Here is a 15,123-nt window from a genome sequence, read left to right on the forward strand (position 1 = left end):
CATCCATCCCCATGAAAGAACTATTGCGCAGTACCGATCCGACGATCCTGGCCTTTGCATCCGCTCTCCTTGAAGGCGAGGATATAGACTGCTTTCAGATGGACGTAAATATGAGCATCCTCGAAGGTGGGATCGGAATCTTTCCCCGCCGACTGATGGTTCGCGCCGAAGACCTGACCCGTGCCGAACGTGTGATGCGCGACAATGAAATTCCGCTGGGCCGATGACCCGGTTTTCCGATAGTGAACTCAGCTGCAATGATTTCTTGGGGGGCAGGGTTCGATTGCTGCAACCTCAGTCGGGTTATCGTGCCGGGGTCGACCCGGTATTGCTTGCCGCATCCGTTCCGGCCAGCGCAGGTCAGTCCGTGTTGGAGCTGGGGTGCGGCGCAGGGGCTGCCATTCTTTGCTTGTCCTCCCGGGTGCCCGGTCTGCACCTGACAGGTATCGAGCTACAGCCTGCCTATGCGGAATTGGCCCGCAGAAATGCGGAAATCAACCGGATAGAGATGGAAGTTGTCCAAGCTGATCTGACCGCTTTGCCCGAGGCGTTTCGGCAGCGCCAGTTCGATCACGTAATTGCGAATCCGCCCTATTATCGGGCGGGGGCGCATAGCCCTGCAAAGGATGCTGGACGAAGTGTGGCCCTGAGCGAAGACACCCAGTTGGCCGACTGGATTGCAGTGGCTGCCAAACGCCTTGCGCCAAAAGGGTACCTGCACATGATCCAGAAAGCCGATCGACTGCCCGACATGCTGGCAGCGTGCCAGGGGTTGCTGGGATCGGTAGAGTTGTTGCCGCTAAGCCCACGGACAGGGCGAGAGGCTGAGCTGATCATTCTGCGCGCCCGCAAAGGAGGGCGTGCGGCATTTCGCCTCCACCCACCTTTGATTGTGCACGCGGGTGAACGTCACGAAAAAGACGGCGAAAGCTATACGGATGCAGTTTCGGCCGTGCTCCGGAAGGCCGCTGCCCTGCCCGGGTTTTGACGACGACCGGCAATGTCCAGCCGATTTTGTCGGATTTGTTTCAGATTCTGTGCGTCTGCAGCGTGACAGGGTGGAAACGATGTGATCAACTTCTTACGTGACATTCAGACACGTATAAAAGGAGGATCGCAATGAGCGTGAGCGCACATCTGACAGAACTGAAGAAAAAGCACGAATCTCTCGGTCTAGAAGTAGAACAAGCCCAACGCTCGCCAGGCATCGATGATCTCCACATAGCCCAGCTGAAGAAACAGAAGCTCAAGCTGAAGGAAGAGATCGAGCGACTGTCTGCTTAAGATTTCAAACTGGAACGGGCCGCGATCAAGGCCCCGCCGGTAATCAGAAAGGCCGCGATCGCCAGCCCCCAGGATGGGGCAGCGATCCCGGCCATCACCAAAGCAAGTGTCGACAAAAGCGGGGCCGCATAAGATGAGGTCCCGAGCATTTGAATATCACCCTGCTTTACCCCGATATCCCATACATAAAAGGCCAGTCCAACGGGCCCGAGGCCAAGTGCCAATACCGATAACCACCCCAGTGTCGTGTCGGGCAGCACGGTGTCTTCTATGGCCAGATGCAGCAGACCCGAAGCCATCGCAGCCATCAGACAAAAGACCGCAACCGAACTGGTCGGTGTACCCCCCAATTTGCGCGACAAAACCGAATAGCCTGACCATGTCAGGGCGCAAAGCAGGGCCAATGCATATCCCGGCAGGTGTTGTGCCTGAAAACCGGCGCTCCCGCCTCCGGTGATGATCAAAGCAGCCCCAACAAAGCCAAGGCATGCCCCGATCAAGTGACCAGTGCGAAGCTGCTCGCCCGGCAGCAGGCCGGAAAACAGAACGATAAGAAGGGGCCAGAGATAGGCAATCAACCCGGCCTCGGCCGCGGGGGCCATACGCAGGGCTGAAAAATACAATGCGTGATACCCGAACAGACCCAATGAACCGAACAGGTAGGTCGTCCAGGGGACCTGTTTCAACCCGCTAAACCCACCGGTTGCGGCTGTCCAAATCAACCCAAGTGCCCCACCAATCGAAAAGCAGATCGTGTTCAACAGCAATGGCGGTGTGGGTGCAGAGCCGACGGTCAAAAGCGCCAGCAAAGCCCATAATAGTACGGCCCCAAAGCCGATGGCTGTTGCGCGCGTTTTGGTCATGATCCGGAAACCTCTTCGATCGGAATAATGTCGAATTCATCCGAAATATGCGCGGTCTTTTCAATCTCGGTCAGGAACCAATCCCGAAATGCTGAGATCTGAGGACGTTTTTCGGCCCCCGGAAGGCACAGGAACCGGAACCGGCCCTGCGTTTCCAGCGCGACCTTGAAGGGGGCAACCAGCCGACCCTCGGTCAAGTCCTTGAGGATCATGGCGCGCCGTCCAAGGGCGACACCAACGCCGGCGACAGCGGCGTCAATCGCGTGATCTGCGTTGGAAAAATGCGCCCCATGAGTGGGGATAAAATCGATACCCACAGCGCGGAACCAGGCAGGCCAGTCGCAGGGCGGGGTCAGAAAATTGATCGAATCGTCGTGGATCAACGGTGCGTCGCGCAGGCTGTCTGGCGTGGTGAATTGCTCCGCTAGCTCCGGGGTCATGACCGGGGTCAGCCACTCTTTTCTTACAGGTACGGAATACAGCCCCTCATCGGCGGAATTGCCAAACCGGATGGCAACATCCACATCATCTCGCTCCAGATCCATGTTGCGCAATGTGGCCGAGAATTTCAGGTCGATTTCCGGATGTGCACGGGCGAATTCGTAAAGGCGAGGTGCGAGCCACTTTGCAGTCAGTGCCGGACCTGCGGTGACGGTCAATCCGGTGTCATCCTCCTGCCTGCGTACAGCACGCCACGCGCTTTGCAATGTGGCAAAGCCCTCTGCCGCGCCGGGGGCCAGGGCGCGGCCCGCATCAGTCAGTTCCACAGCACGGTTCAGACGGCGGAACAGAGGGCGACCCAGATGCTCCTCAAGCGATTTGATCTGAAAGGACAGGGCCGCTGGCGTCACGTGCAGCTCTTCCGCCGCTTTCGCGAACGACATGTGCCGGGCCGCGGCATCAAAAGCCCGAAGCGCGGTAAGTGGGGGCAGATAATCACTCATGGTCAAGAAATTCTTAACTGAAGGTTCAGGAAACTTCGTTTGTCATGATCCTAGGTGACCTTCATATTCACATCAGGTCAAGCAAAACTGAATTGAAAGGCGGCTGCCATGATCGAGATGACAATAAATCCCGCCGCCCAAGTGGCGATCCTGCGCGCGCATGAAGAGCGTGGCAAGGTGGTCCGGCAGTTGTGGAATTGGGTATTGGGTTCCCGCTGATCGCAGCGCGCGCGATCTTACGGGATAAGGATGGGCCGGCCCTGATGGACCGGCCCGTTTTCACAATTCTGATTGCAGATCAGACGAAGAACTGGGCACCATTGGCCGAGATGGTCGAGCCGTTGATGAACTGAGATTCGTCCGAGGCCAGGAAGGTCACACAGCGTGCAATCTCTTCGGGCTCGCCCAGACGACCGGCGGGGATCTGTCCAATAATCGATTCGCGTACCTTTTCGGGCACCGCCATCACCATCTCGGTTGCAATATAACCGGGGCAGATCGCGTTGGCCGTGATGCCTGCCCGCGCGCCTTCCTGCGCCAGAGATTTCACGATGCCCAGATCGCCCGCCTTGGTCGCAGCATAGTTCACCTGAGCGAACTGACCTTTCTGGCCGTTGATCGAGCTGATGACGATGACACGGCCAAATTTGCGCTCGCGCATGCCGGGCCAGACAGGGTGCACAGTGTTGAACACGCCGGTCAGGTTGGTGTCGATCACGTCTTTCCACTGATCGGGTGTCATTTTGTGGAAAGGTGCATCACGGGTGATGCCTGCGTTGGCGACAACGATGTCGATGGGGCCAACCTCGGCCTCGACCTTTTCGATGCCCGCTTTGGATTCGTCATAATCGGCGACGTTCCACTTGTAGGTCTTGATGCCGGTTTCTTCGGTGAATTTCGCGGCGGCTTCGTCATTCCCTGCATAGGTGGCCGCAACGTTGTATCCTTCGGCTTTGAGCGCCTTGGAAATTGCTGCGCCAATGCCGCGGGAACCGCCGGTAACGAGTGCTGTACGTGCCATTTAGGACTCCTCCAATTTTAGTCGCCTTGGTAATGCTGTTACTTTGAGAGATGTTTGTGCGCAATATTGTTTCGTCTTTAAGGTGTTTATTTCGGATGGCAATATCGTCGCATCTAAGGGGTACGACCCCAGTGTAACAAAAAAGGGCGTCCCATGGACGCCCTTTTCTATTTGGTTATTGGCGCACTTAGTCGCGCTCCACACACAGGGCGACACCCATGCCGCCGCCGATGCACAAGGTGGCCAGACCTTTCTTTGCGTCGCGGCGCTTCATTTCGAACAGCAGCGTGTTCAGAACGCGGCAACCTGATGCGCCGATTGGGTGGCCGATGGCAATTGCGCCGCCGTTCACGTTCACAATCGACGGATCCCAGCCCATATCTTTGTTCACTGCGCAGGCCTGCGCGGCAAAGGCTTCGTTGGCTTCAACAAGGTCCAGATCGTCGACGGACCAACCCGCCTTTTCCAATGCCTTGCGCGAAGCGTAGATCGGGCCAACGCCCATGATCGACGGGTCCAGCCCGGCAGTTGCGTAGGACGCGATGCGCGCCAAAGGTTCGATTCCGCGCTTCTCTGCGTTTTGAGCTGACATCAGCAGGGTTGCGGCCGCGCCGTCGTTCAGGCCCGAAGCGTTTGCAGCTGTGACCGATCCGTCCTTGGTGAAGGCGGGGCGCAGCTTTGCCATGGCTTCCATTGTAGCGCCGTGGCGGATGTATTCGTCCTTGTCCATCACGATGTCACCCTTGCGGGTCTTGATGGTGAAGGGCACGATTTCGTCGACAAACTTGCCAGCTTTTTGCGCCGCCTCAGCCTTGTTCTGCGAGGCGACAGCGAATTCATCCTGCATGTCGCGGCTGATCTGCCATTTTTCGGCAACATTTTCCGCCGTTTGGCCCATGTGATAGCCGTTGAAGGCATCCCACAGACCATCGCGGATCATGGTGTCGATATATTTCATATCACCCATCTTGTGACCGGCGCGCAGGGCAGCTGCGTGGGGCGACAGGGTCATGTTCTCTTGGCCACCAGCGGCGACGATGTCGGCATCGCCGAGTTGGATGTGCTGAGCGCCCAATGCGACCGCACGCAGGCCCGAGCCGCAAACCTGGTTGATTCCCCAGGCGGCACTTTCCTGCGGCAAACCGGCGTTGATATGCGCCTGCCGAGCCGGGTTCTGGCCCTGAGCCGCAGTCAGCACCTGACCCAAGATGGTTTCGCTGACTTCGCCTTTTTCAATCCCGGCGCGCTCAACAACTGCTTCCAGGACGGCCGCGCCCAGATCATGTGCGGGGGTGTTCGCAAACGAACCACTAAAGCTGCCGACACCTGTTCGTGCGGCGGATGCGATTACTACGTTGGTCATATGATCAGTCCTTTACCGTCATTGTCTGGCGGAATGTCTGACGGCGCAGGCCGAGAGTTTCCCTCTCGAAACAAGAGCGCCCCGTTATCCCCCGCTCAAGTACTTCTGCAATAGCGTAATGCTGCACTTGCAGCAACGGGCAGCTTGTCTCAGCTTGGGAAATGGCGGAAAAATGTCGATCACCCACGGGTCAACTTGCTGTTTTTGAAATTTTTTCCTGTTTCCACGGGGGCGAAACACTGGGCGCGCCAAACAAAAAGCCCTGCATGCAATCCACGCCACTTTCAAGCAAAAATGCCGCATCCTTCTGAGTTTCGACCGATTCGGCAGTGACCAGAATTTCAAACTCACGCGCTACGGCAATCAGGGCCCGCACCAAAGCCTGGTTGTCGGGGCTGTTGCTGATGCCCCTGATAAACTGACCATCGATCTTGGCGGCGTCGAACAGAAACTCGCGAAAGTGGCGGAAACTGAAGTTGCTGGCACCATAGTCGTCCAGCGCAAACGCGATGCCGCGATCCTGTAGGCGGTCCATGAAGTCGACCACCAATTCCGGCACCTGCATGGCAGAACTTTCGGAGATTTCTAGGATCAGACGTTCGCCCAGCTGCGGATCCCGTTTCAGAAACCGGTCCAGTACACCGGACCAGTTGGAGTAACCGATTGAGCGGGCGGACATGTTGATCGACAGGCGGATCTGGGGGTTCTTCACCAACGTGCGCAGACCAAGTTCCAATGCGACGCAGTCGAGATCACGTCCGATCGGAGTGTTTTCAACCTGTGGCATGAACTCGCGCGCGGGGATAACGCGCCCTGTTTCATCCAATACACGAATGAAGCCTTCGTAAAACGCGATGTCATGCGGCGGGTGCGCCTGAACAACCGGCTGAAAGGCCAACCGACATTGCTTGTGCTTCACAGCATCGGTTGCCATCTGAACCACCGAACGATCCCGTGTTGACACTGCTGCATTCAAAGGGGTGTCCAACCCTTCGGGAAGATTGGTGAGCTTTTTGTTTCCCATAGGCGCAGATTCCCGTGTGTCCGGAACAGGTGTTTTGACACAGTTTCGGGGCAAACAGATGAATCTGCGGTTAAAGCGTCAGATGAAGTTGCTTATTGCGGTTTTCAGCGCGCGGAATCCCCGGCACGGGCCAGTGATGCCGCGGCTCCAAGAAGGGCTCCTGTCGCACCCAGAAACATCAGGACAAAACCCAGTGCGATCAGAGTGCCAACAAAGCTGCCGAGCGCGGCAAGCATGGCCAGCAACAGGCCAAACAACCCCACGAAGGTTGAAATGGTTGCCAAACGTTTCATGCCGCCCCTCGCTCAACTATGCGCCACATTCAATGACCGATATGGCGTGCAAAGACCGGAGTTCAAGTTTAGCGGGGCCTGACGGCTGTATCAGGCCTGTTCTGCCTGTCCTTTGGGCAGGATCTTGTCGACCTGCTCAAAACCGGGCGTTCCCCGGTCCTCGGGGTGGCGAGCCAAGTGCTTGGCTTTTATCTGTTCCGAGTTGTCGCGGCTGCCGTCGTGGCTGTACCCAGGAGGTGCAAAACAATAGGCCAGACGTTGCCGCAGTGTCAGGCCTGGCTGCGTGGTATCGTGCCAAATGCCGACCCATTCGTGAAACGCAACGCGCAACGGGTTGAAGGTGCCGATATTGTGAACCAGCCCGTAGTCGACACGGTCGTTTTCCAGTTCAGGCACAAAGGTCCCAAACAGCTTGTCCCAGATGATGAAAACTCCGGCGTAATTACAATCCAGGTACCGCGCGTTCCTGCCGTGATGCGCGCGATGATGGCTGGGGGTATTCATGACCGCTTCGAACCATCGGGGCATTTTGCCGATGGCCTCGGTGTGAATCCAGAACTGATAGATCAGGTTCAATCCACCGACGAACAGAACCATGGCGGGATGGAAACCCAGCAGGATCAGCGGCGCGCGAACGACCATCATGAACGTAAAGGTATAGGTCCAAGTCTGCCGCAGAGCTGTGGTCAGATTGTAGTGCTGTGAACTGTGGTGGTTGACATGGCTGGCCCAGACCCAGCGAATACGATGCCCAAAACGGTGTACCCAGTAATAGCGAAGGTCATCCAGAACAAAGCACAGAATGATAACGGGAATTGACGTGCCAAGGTCCAAAGGAGTGATCTGCCACAGCCACATGAAAAACGCATAGGCAATAAAGCCCAGCAAAAAGCCCGACGCGATGTTCCCGGCCCCCATGATCAGCGAGGTCACAGCGTCGCGCGTTTCATACCGCCCGCCTTTGCCCTTGACTGCGATCCACAGGAATTCTGCCAGAATAGCAGCGATGAAAAACGGGACGGCCCATTGCACCGCATCGGGAAAGCTTACCTGGTCTGTCATGCGGGCCTCATCAAGTGTTGCCAGTGCTGGCGTTCGGTCTGGTCAAGGTGAACGGTCGCGCGCGGGGTGCTGAAGTCGTGAAACCGAACTTCGATGCCATTGGCGGTCTCAAACCAGTCGAAATCCTGAAGACGCCGCGCTACTGTGTCGGCGCCGAAGGACCAGATCAACCCAGCCCCGTTCTGGGTTCTTACCAGCGCCGCGTGACCGTCATGGGCGATTGTCACGTCGATCACCGTGTCATCAGGGAAATGCCGCAGCCACTGACGTGGCGCCGTGTCTGGCGTCAGCACGTGCAACCGCGACTTGCCCGTCAGATGCAACAATACCGTAATCCCGGCTATGCCCCCAACGACCAACACCAATAGAATTTCCAGCGGCATTCCATCCTCCTGAGCGCAGAGTGCAAAGGAGGATGGAAACTGTCAAAGGTGGCGTGACGTCAGCTTTTGCAGAACAGAACGTGCCGCTCATTTCCCGGATCGGTACCCAAAGCAGTCGCGCCCGATGGGCGAGCCTAATTAGCGATCGTGTAAACGATTGCGTCACCTTTGCCTTTGCTACGCACGAACTCGACCTGATTGCCTTCCATTTTGACCTTCTGGCAATCCTCGGGGAATTTCTTTCCTCCGGCGACAACATTTCTGCACCAGAACTGTTTGTTCCAAACCCATGCACCGGTGATCTTGGCGTTGTTGCGACCCACGCCCTCGATTTTTCCATCCGGAGTGATGATCAACCAGGTGTCACCGGAGACAAGTTTCTTGCCGGCGACACCTGCGACGAACTGGGCTTCTTTCTTAATGTCTTTGGCCTCGGAAACAACGGCAGAACCCAGAACCAGGCAGGCCGCGGCGGTGAATGCAACAAAACTCTTCATAAATACTCTCCTTATCAAAGCATCAAAAGAGTATCATGATTCTGGGGCTTAATGGGCCAGTTCCCTCAGCTTTCTGCGCCAACAAGCGTTGAGATAATCGCCTTCGCGCTGTCCGAGTTCCATTCGGCGTCGCCGATCAACCGCGCGATTTCCTGACCTTCGGGGTTCAGAATAACCGTGATGGGCAATGCGATGATACCGAATTCGCGCGCAGCAGCCGAGCTGAGGTCCTGGTGACGCGGCAGGTTGGATATGCCATTTTCTTCGAAGAACTTCTTGATTCCTGCTGGCGAATTGCGGCCTGTGGCAAGGGTCAGAACCTGAAACTTGTCCCCCCCGAACTCGTCCTGCAACTCGGCGATCTGAGGCATTTCTTTGCGGCAGGGGGCGCACCAGGTGGCCCAGAAGTTCAGCAGAACATACTTGCCCTCATAATCGGCCAGCGTGCCGACACCCCCGTCATCTTCCAGCTGAAACTCGATCACTTTTGCCGGTTTGGGTTCTTCATGCAGGATAAGGCGCTTCAGACTGCCTTCCCGTAAGGGGCCCAGTGTCGCGGCATCGGTTGCCAAAGCGGCATTTGCACCTAGCGCAAGGGCCATATAAAGGGGGATCAAACGAAATAGGCGCATATCAACTCCGGGTTTTCTTACATGACCGATCATTCCTCGAACCAGATGTGGGGCGGCCGCTTTGCCGCCGGTCCAGACGCGATCATGGAGGCGATCAACGCCTCGATCGGGTTCGATCAGCGGATGGCAGCCCAGGACATCGAAGGCTCGCGCGCCCATGCGGCCATGTTGGCTGCTACAGGCGTCATAAGTGATAGTGACGCTGAAGCCATTCGGGAAGGGCTGCTCACCGTTTTGTCAGAAATCCAGAGCGGCACGTTTCAGTTCTCAACTGCGTTGGAAGACATACACATGAATGTCGAGGCGCGGCTAAAAGAGATCATCGGCGAGCCTGCTGGCCGTTTGCACACAGGGCGTTCTCGCAACGATCAGGTGGCGACGGATTTCAAACTGTGGGTCCGGGATCAGCTAGACGCGGCCGAAACTGGTCTGCTGGCTCTGATTCGTGCGCTTTTGGCACAGGCCGAAGCAGGCGCCGATTGGGTCATGCCCGGCTTCACCCACCTGCAAACTGCGCAACCCGTAACATGGGGCCACCACATGATGGCCTATGTCGAGATGTTTGGCCGCGACCTGAGCCGAGTCCGCGACGCGCGTGCCCGAATGAACGAATCCCCGTTGGGGGCCGCCGCACTGGCGGGTACATCTTTCCCCATTGATCGCCATATGACGGCGCAGGCGTTGGGCTTTGATCGCCCCGCCGCCAACTCGCTGGATGCCGTCAGTGACCGCGATTTCGCGCTGGAGTTCCTGTCGACCGCCTCGATCTGCGCTGTGCACCTGTCGCGCTTTGCCGAAGAACTGGTGATTTGGTCGTCGGCCCAGTTCCGTTTCGTGTCCCTGTCCGACCGGTTTTCGACCGGCTCGTCGATCATGCCGCAGAAAAAGAACCCGGATGCAGCCGAACTGATCCGCGCCAAGGTTGGGCGTATCTATGGGGCCAATACCGCGCTGATGATGGTGATGAAGGGCCTGCCGCTGACCTATTCAAAGGACATGCAGGAAGACAAGGAACAGGTCTTTGACGCCGCCGACAACTGGATGCTGGCACTGGCGGCGATGGAAGGGATGGTCAAGGACATGACCGCCAACCGCGACAGCCTTGCCGCCGCCGCCGGGTCGGGTTTCTCGACCGCTACGGATCTGGCCGACTGGCTGGTGCGGGTGCTGGGCCTGCCGTTCCGGGATGCGCATCACGTCACCGGATCACTGGTGGCCATGGCCGAAGGCAAGGATTGTGACCTGCCCGACCTGACGCTGGATGATATGCAATCGGTCCATGGTGATATCTCGGATGATGTCTACTCTGTCCTTGGCGTCGTCAATTCGGTAAACTCGCGGCAGTCCTACGGTGGTACCGCCCCCGATCAGGTGCGGGCCCAGATCGAACGATGGAAGGCAATGGTATGACGACCGCGCTACGTGCGATCCTGATAACGGTTTCCGGCTTGGTGCTGGCCGGGTGCGGGGCTGATGGCGAGCCTGATCAACCAACTGCCCCTCAACCCACGGTCAATGCCACCATTGGGGTTGGATCAAGCGGCGCGTATGTTGGCGGGGGTGTCGGCCTAAGCCGCGGACCGCTGGGCATTTATCTTGGATTCTGATCCTTTTGAATGTTGCGCCCATGGTCCCGGCACCTCATGTTGGGTCCACGTATCGATTACCTGTCACACAAAGAAATGGTATTGAAATGAGAATTCTGGGATTGGTTTGTGCACTTGCTGTTTTGGCGGCTTGCGAGCCTTCGTCAGCGCGACGTCCGGAACCTGCGGCCGAACCAAAACAATCGGGCACCGGCATTTCAATCTCGGGCTATGGCCGAGTTGGTGTTTCAACGCAAAACTAAACCGGGACTAAGGATACAGAATCCATTGATCCGAAGTCCTCTTATGGTCTAAGCGCGCAGGCATGGATCACTTTTTGTACCGCGACGGCGCGCTTTTCGCCGAGGACGTCCCAGTCTCCGAAATCGCAGCCGCGGTCGGAACACCGTTCTACGTCTATTCCACGGCAACGTTGCAGCGGCATTTCAAACTGTTCGATGACGCGTTGGACGGTACCGATCATCTGGTCTGCTACGCGATGAAAGCGGCCAGCAATCAGGCGATCCTTAAGACATTGGCCCAAGCAGGTGCGGGGATGGACGTGGTCTCGGGCGGAGAATATCTTCGGGCGAAGGCGGCTGGTGTTCCCGGTGACAAGATCGTGTTCTCAGGCGTTGGGAAAACAGCGGACGAGATACGCATGGCGCTGAGCGGTGGCATTCGCCAGTTCAATGTCGAATCCGAGCCCGAAATGGAAGTGATCAACGCCATCGCGCTTGAGCTTGACGTGATTGCGCCGATCACCGTCAGGGTAAACCCGGATGTTGATGCCCGGACGCACGCCAAGATTGCCACGGGCAAGTCCGAGAACAAGTTTGGCATTCCGATTGCCCGTGCCTCGGAAGTTTACGCCCACGCCGCCAGCCTTCCGGGGTTGGAGGTGATCGGTATCGACGTTCATATTGGCTCGCAACTGACCGAACTTGAACCGTATGAGCTAGCCTACACAAAAGTGGCCGAGTTGACCGAGCGTCTCCGCTCGGAGGGTCACAACATTAGGCGCCTCGACCTGGGTGGCGGTTTAGGCATTCCTTACACCCGGTCGAACAACGCACCCCCCTTGCCGATTGAATATGGTGCGCTGGTCAAGAGAACATTGGGCCATCTGGGCTGTGAGATCGAAATTGAGCCGGGCCGCCTGATCGCGGGCAACGCCGGGATCATGGTCAGCAAGGTCATCTATGTGAAATCAGGCGAAGGTCGTGACTTTTTGATCCTTGATGGGGCGATGAATGACCTGATCCGCCCCGCAATGTACGAAGCTTACCACGATATCGTCGCGGTGCGGGAACCTGTCGCCGGTGTGGAACAGCGCCCTTATGACATTGTCGGTCCGGTCTGCGAATCCGGGGATACCTTTGCCAAGCAGCGCAATATGCCACCGTTGAAATCGGGTGATCTGGTCGCATTTCGCAGCGCGGGTGCATACGGTGCGGTGATGTCCAGCGAATACAATACCCGTCCGTTGATCCCTGAAGTTCTGGTGAATGGTGATCAATTTGCAGTCATTCGTAAACGGCCAAGCTTTGACGAAATCATAAACCGCGATACCATACCATCGTGGCTTTGACGCGATAACCGCGCGGGCCTGTCCCGGAGGCCCGTCTTGACCAACAGTACGAACCTGCCCATTCCGCGCCTGTCCCTGTGGCTAACCCATCTTGGCATGGTGGCTGAACAGGTGCTGCGCGCGTTCTGGCCTGCGTTCTCGATTGTTCTGGCTTTGCTCGCCGCTCTGATGCTGGGGCTGCAGGATCATCTGCCCGTTGAAATCGTCTGGGGTGCTGGTGCGCTCTCGTTGATCTCTTTTGGTGTAGCATCCGTCCGCGGTGTCACGAAATTCAAACTGCCGTCCCGCGCTGATGCGCTGGCGCGGCTGGATGAGGCTCTGCCCGGTCGACCTATTCAGGCTTTGCTGGATGATCAGGCAATCGGTACCAACGATGGGGACTCGGTTGCCTTGTGGCAGGCGCACAAAGCCCGCATGGCACAGCGTGCGGCCACTGCTGAGGCTGTGAAACCAGATCTTCGGCTTGCGTCGCGTGATCCGTATGCGCTGCGCTATGCCGCTCTGCTGGCATTTGTCGTGGCGCTGATCTTTGGTTCGTTGTGGCGCGTGGGTTCAGTGGCGGACATGGCGCCGGGTACAGCCGTCGCTGGACAGGGCCCAACTTGGGAAGGATGGGTGGAACCCCCCAGATACACAGGTTTGCCGACCTTATATCTTGCTGATCAGACGGGGGCGGCGCTTTCTGTTCCCAAGGGCAGTCGCATCACCTTGCGACTTTACGGTGAGGTCGGTGCACATAGTCTGACCGAAAGCAGTTCTGCCAGCGGAACCGAGGCGGCAACAGACCCGGAACAGGAGTTTGTCGCCGAACGCTCGGGTCAGTTGCGCATTGATGGTCCGGTGGGGCGGGACTGGTCGGTGCAGGTCATTGACGACGCGGCTCCGCAGATTGCAGTTTCCGGTACCGCCGAGTCTGAAGCGGGCGGGCAGATGAAGCTGCCATTTTCCGCCAGCGACGATTACGGAGTGGTTTCGGGCTTGGCCCGGATCGAGCTGGATTTGGCGGCGATTGACCGTCGGTACGGACTGGCGGCCGAGCCAGAGCCGCGCGAGGTGATCGAAATTGAATTACCCATGCCGATCACCGGTGATCGGGCAGATTTCACCGAAGACCTGATCGAGGACTTCTCGCAGCATCCGTGGGCGCATTTGCCGGTCAGGATTACCTTGATGGCAACGGATGCAGCGGAGCAGCAAACGTCTTCGGATTCCTATGAGACGGCTTTGCCAGCACGGCGCTTCTTTGATCCGCTGGCGGCAGCCGTGATTGAGCAAAGGCGCGATCTGCTTTGGTCGCGATCCAATGCGCCTCGTGTCTCGCAATTGCTGAGGGCTGTGTCGCACCGCCCTGAGGATCTGTTTCGTTCTGACACAGCCTATCTGCGTCTGCGGGTTGTTCTGAGGCGATTGGAAACTTTTCATCGATACGGGTTGAAACCCAAACAACAGGAAGAGATTGCACAAGCCCTGTGGGACCTTGCCGTGGTGATCGAGGACGGGACGCTGGCGGATGCATTGGAACGGATGCGCCGCGCGCAGGAACGTCTGACCGAGGCGATGAAGAACGGGGCCAGCGATGAAGAAATAGCGGAGTTGATGCAGGAATTGCGCGAGGCGACGCAGGATTACCTTCAGCAACTACAACGTCTGGCACAGCAAGATGGAGAAGACGGCGAACGTCAGCCCGGCCAGAATAGTGAATCTTTGCAAATGACGCAGGATGACCTGCAGCGCATGATGGACCGTATTCAGGAACTGATGGAACAAGGTCGCATGGCCGAAGCCCAGCAGGCGCTGGAAGAATTCCAGCAGATGATGGAGAACATGCGTGTAACTCAGGGTCAGGGCCAAGGGCAGCAATCCGAAGGCCAGCAGGCCATGGAAGGTCTTGCCGAAACCCTGCGCGAACAGCAGGGTCTTAGCGATCAGGCCTTTCGTGATTTGCAGGAACAATTCAACCCCGGCGCGCAATCAGGTGAAAGCCAAGGGAACGAAGGCCGCAACGGCGGGCAAGGTCGGGGGCAAAGCCACGAAGGTCAGGGCGGACAAGGTGAAGGTTCGGATCAGGCTGGAGACGGTGAGCAGGGGCAAGGCTCGCTCGCCGACCGACAGCAAGCGTTGAGAGACGAGTTGGGTCGTCAGCAACAAGGTCTCCCCGGTGTCGGCACACCCGAAGGTGACGCCGCGCGCGAGGCGCTGGATCGGGCCGGGCGCGCCATGGACGAGGCCGAGCAGGCCCTGCGTGGCGATGATCTCGCCGAAGCTATCGACCGTCAATCCGAAGCGATGGAAGCGTTGCGCGAAGGGATGCGGTCGCTGGGTGAAGCCATGGCGCAGGAACAGCAGAACCAACCGGGGCAGGGAACGCAGGACGGCGACATGCAGGCCAACAACCGCGATCCGCTGGGCCGAAACCCAGGCGCTGCCGGTTCGATTTCAACCGATGAAAACCTGTTGCAGGGCGAAGATGTCTATCGCCGGGCGCGAGAGTTGCTGGATGAAATCCGCCGCCGGACCGGTGAAACAGATCGTCCCCAGATCGAGCTGGAATACCTCAAGCGTTTGCTGGAGCGGTTCTAG

17 protein-coding genes are annotated in these 15,123 nt (G+C 57.8%); 7 read left to right on the forward strand and 10 right to left on the reverse strand.

What is annotated here, in order from left to right; genetic code table 11:
* The first annotated feature begins 11 nt into the window (after nucleotides 1-11).
* The 3 genes from ACR3E2_RS15545 (at nucleotide 12) to ACR3E2_RS15555 (ending at nucleotide 1,284) form a co-directional block, all read left to right on the forward strand.
* On the forward strand, nucleotides 12-227 hold the full coding sequence (locus tag ACR3E2_RS15545) for a putative signal transducing protein (RefSeq protein ID WP_050604033.1): 216 nt from the start codon (nucleotides 12-14) through the stop codon (nucleotides 225-227).
* Complete coding sequence (locus ACR3E2_RS15550; protein ID WP_480483099.1) at nucleotides 224-988, forward strand: tRNA1(Val) (adenine(37)-N6)-methyltransferase; 765 nt, start codon at nucleotides 224-226, stop codon at nucleotides 986-988. Before ACR3E2_RS15545 ends, ACR3E2_RS15550 begins: the two co-directional genes overlap by 4 nt.
* A gap of 131 nt (nucleotides 989-1,119) precedes the next feature.
* Nucleotides 1,120-1,284 carry a YdcH family protein gene (locus ACR3E2_RS15555; protein WP_083445267.1) on the forward strand — a complete coding sequence of 55 codons (165 nt, stop codon included), beginning with the start codon at nucleotides 1,120-1,122 and terminating at the stop codon, nucleotides 1,282-1,284.
* Here the strand turns inward: ACR3E2_RS15555 and yddG are convergent.
* The 10 genes from yddG to ACR3E2_RS15605 form a co-directional block, all read right to left on the reverse strand.
* The gene (gene yddG / locus ACR3E2_RS15560) at nucleotides 1,281-2,147 is read right to left on the reverse strand and encodes an aromatic amino acid exporter YddG (protein ID WP_480483101.1); all 867 of its coding nucleotides are present in this window, start codon (nucleotides 2,145-2,147) and stop codon (nucleotides 1,281-1,283) included. The genes ACR3E2_RS15555 and yddG overlap by 4 nt on opposite strands.
* Nucleotides 2,144-3,091, reverse strand: a complete 948-nt coding sequence (locus ACR3E2_RS15565; RefSeq protein ID WP_480483103.1) for a transcriptional regulator GcvA — start codon at nucleotides 3,089-3,091, stop codon at nucleotides 2,144-2,146. Before ACR3E2_RS15565 ends, yddG begins: the two co-directional genes overlap by 4 nt.
* A 298-nt stretch (nucleotides 3,092-3,389) precedes the next feature.
* Entirely contained in the window at nucleotides 3,390-4,112 is a 723-nt protein-coding gene (gene phbB / locus ACR3E2_RS15570) for an acetoacetyl-CoA reductase (RefSeq protein WP_209506587.1), read from the reverse strand.
* Between the two features lie 187 nt (nucleotides 4,113-4,299).
* Nucleotides 4,300-5,475: an acetyl-CoA C-acetyltransferase gene (locus ACR3E2_RS15575; RefSeq protein WP_209598663.1), complete on the reverse strand. Its 1,176-nt coding sequence runs from the start codon at nucleotides 5,473-5,475 to the stop codon at nucleotides 4,300-4,302.
* A gap of 190 nt (nucleotides 5,476-5,665) precedes the next feature.
* Nucleotides 5,666-6,499 carry an EAL domain-containing protein gene (locus ACR3E2_RS15580; RefSeq protein WP_480483105.1) on the reverse strand — a complete coding sequence of 278 codons (834 nt, stop codon included), beginning with the start codon at nucleotides 6,497-6,499 and terminating at the stop codon, nucleotides 5,666-5,668.
* 104 nt (nucleotides 6,500-6,603) lie between these two features.
* On the reverse strand, nucleotides 6,604-6,792 hold the full coding sequence (locus ACR3E2_RS15585; protein ID WP_480483107.1) for a hypothetical protein: 189 nt from the start codon (nucleotides 6,790-6,792) through the stop codon (nucleotides 6,604-6,606).
* 90 nt (nucleotides 6,793-6,882) lie between these two features.
* On the reverse strand, nucleotides 6,883-7,854 hold the full coding sequence (locus ACR3E2_RS15590; protein WP_480483110.1) for a sterol desaturase family protein: 972 nt from the start codon (nucleotides 7,852-7,854) through the stop codon (nucleotides 6,883-6,885).
* The gene (locus ACR3E2_RS15595; protein WP_480483112.1) at nucleotides 7,851-8,237 is read right to left on the reverse strand and encodes a hypothetical protein; all 387 of its coding nucleotides are present in this window, start codon (nucleotides 8,235-8,237) and stop codon (nucleotides 7,851-7,853) included. Before ACR3E2_RS15595 ends, ACR3E2_RS15590 begins: the two co-directional genes overlap by 4 nt.
* A gap of 134 nt (nucleotides 8,238-8,371) precedes the next feature.
* The gene (locus ACR3E2_RS15600; protein WP_480483114.1) at nucleotides 8,372-8,734 is read right to left on the reverse strand and encodes a hypothetical protein; all 363 of its coding nucleotides are present in this window, start codon (nucleotides 8,732-8,734) and stop codon (nucleotides 8,372-8,374) included.
* A gap of 65 nt (nucleotides 8,735-8,799) precedes the next feature.
* Nucleotides 8,800-9,366: a TlpA disulfide reductase family protein gene (locus tag ACR3E2_RS15605; protein ID WP_267363231.1), complete on the reverse strand. Its 567-nt coding sequence runs from the start codon at nucleotides 9,364-9,366 to the stop codon at nucleotides 8,800-8,802.
* Nucleotides 9,367-9,387: 21 nt separating this feature from the next.
* Between ACR3E2_RS15605 and argH the strand changes: the two genes are divergently transcribed.
* The 4 genes from argH to ACR3E2_RS15625 all read left to right on the forward strand — a co-directional run bounded on the left by argH (nucleotide 9,388) and on the right by ACR3E2_RS15625 (nucleotide 15,123).
* The gene (argH, locus tag ACR3E2_RS15610; RefSeq protein WP_480483116.1) at nucleotides 9,388-10,776 is read left to right on the forward strand and encodes an argininosuccinate lyase; all 1,389 of its coding nucleotides are present in this window, start codon (nucleotides 9,388-9,390) and stop codon (nucleotides 10,774-10,776) included.
* The gene (locus ACR3E2_RS15615) at nucleotides 10,773-10,973 is read left to right on the forward strand and encodes an argininosuccinate lyase (protein ID WP_480483118.1); all 201 of its coding nucleotides are present in this window, start codon (nucleotides 10,773-10,775) and stop codon (nucleotides 10,971-10,973) included. Before argH ends, ACR3E2_RS15615 begins: the two co-directional genes overlap by 4 nt.
* A 304-nt stretch (nucleotides 10,974-11,277) precedes the next feature.
* The gene (gene lysA / locus ACR3E2_RS15620; protein WP_480483120.1) at nucleotides 11,278-12,543 is read left to right on the forward strand and encodes a diaminopimelate decarboxylase; all 1,266 of its coding nucleotides are present in this window, start codon (nucleotides 11,278-11,280) and stop codon (nucleotides 12,541-12,543) included.
* Between the two features lie 96 nt (nucleotides 12,544-12,639).
* Nucleotides 12,640-15,123 (forward strand): TIGR02302 family protein, encoded by a 2,484-nt coding sequence (locus tag ACR3E2_RS15625; protein ID WP_480483367.1) that lies wholly within the window; start codon nucleotides 12,640-12,642, stop codon nucleotides 15,121-15,123.

The organism is Ruegeria sp. AL7 (genome assembly GCF_056536105.1).

Coding starts and splice junctions, on each gene's coding strand:
- ACR3E2_RS15545 (WP_050604033.1), top strand. CDS start 12: ATGAAAGAACTATTGCGCAGTACCGATCCGACGATCCTGGCCTTTGCA.
- ACR3E2_RS15550 (WP_480483099.1), top strand. CDS start 224: ATGACCCGGTTTTCCGATAGTGAACTCAGCTGCAATGATTTCTTGGGG.
- ACR3E2_RS15555 (WP_083445267.1), top strand. CDS start 1,120: ATGAGCGTGAGCGCACATCTGACAGAACTGAAGAAAAAGCACGAATCT.
- yddG (WP_480483101.1), bottom strand. CDS start 2,147: ATGACCAAAACGCGCGCAACAGCCATCGGCTTTGGGGCCGTACTATTA.
- ACR3E2_RS15565 (WP_480483103.1), bottom strand. CDS start 3,091: ATGAGTGATTATCTGCCCCCACTTACCGCGCTTCGGGCTTTTGATGCC.
- phbB (WP_209506587.1), bottom strand. CDS start 4,112: ATGGCACGTACAGCACTCGTTACCGGCGGTTCCCGCGGCATTGGCGCA.
- ACR3E2_RS15575 (WP_209598663.1), bottom strand. CDS start 5,475: ATGACCAACGTAGTAATCGCATCCGCCGCACGAACAGGTGTCGGCAGC.
- ACR3E2_RS15580 (WP_480483105.1), bottom strand. CDS start 6,499: ATGGGAAACAAAAAGCTCACCAATCTTCCCGAAGGGTTGGACACCCCT.
- ACR3E2_RS15585 (WP_480483107.1), bottom strand. CDS start 6,792: ATGAAACGTTTGGCAACCATTTCAACCTTCGTGGGGTTGTTTGGCCTG.
- ACR3E2_RS15590 (WP_480483110.1), bottom strand. CDS start 7,854: ATGACAGACCAGGTAAGCTTTCCCGATGCGGTGCAATGGGCCGTCCCG.
- ACR3E2_RS15595 (WP_480483112.1), bottom strand. CDS start 8,237: ATGCCGCTGGAAATTCTATTGGTGTTGGTCGTTGGGGGCATAGCCGGG.
- ACR3E2_RS15600 (WP_480483114.1), bottom strand. CDS start 8,734: ATGAAGAGTTTTGTTGCATTCACCGCCGCGGCCTGCCTGGTTCTGGGT.
- ACR3E2_RS15605 (WP_267363231.1), bottom strand. CDS start 9,366: ATGCGCCTATTTCGTTTGATCCCCCTTTATATGGCCCTTGCGCTAGGT.
- argH (WP_480483116.1), top strand. CDS start 9,388: ATGACCGATCATTCCTCGAACCAGATGTGGGGCGGCCGCTTTGCCGCC.
- ACR3E2_RS15615 (WP_480483118.1), top strand. CDS start 10,773: ATGACGACCGCGCTACGTGCGATCCTGATAACGGTTTCCGGCTTGGTG.
- lysA (WP_480483120.1), top strand. CDS start 11,278: ATGGATCACTTTTTGTACCGCGACGGCGCGCTTTTCGCCGAGGACGTC.
- ACR3E2_RS15625 (WP_480483367.1), top strand. CDS start 12,640: ATGGTGGCTGAACAGGTGCTGCGCGCGTTCTGGCCTGCGTTCTCGATT.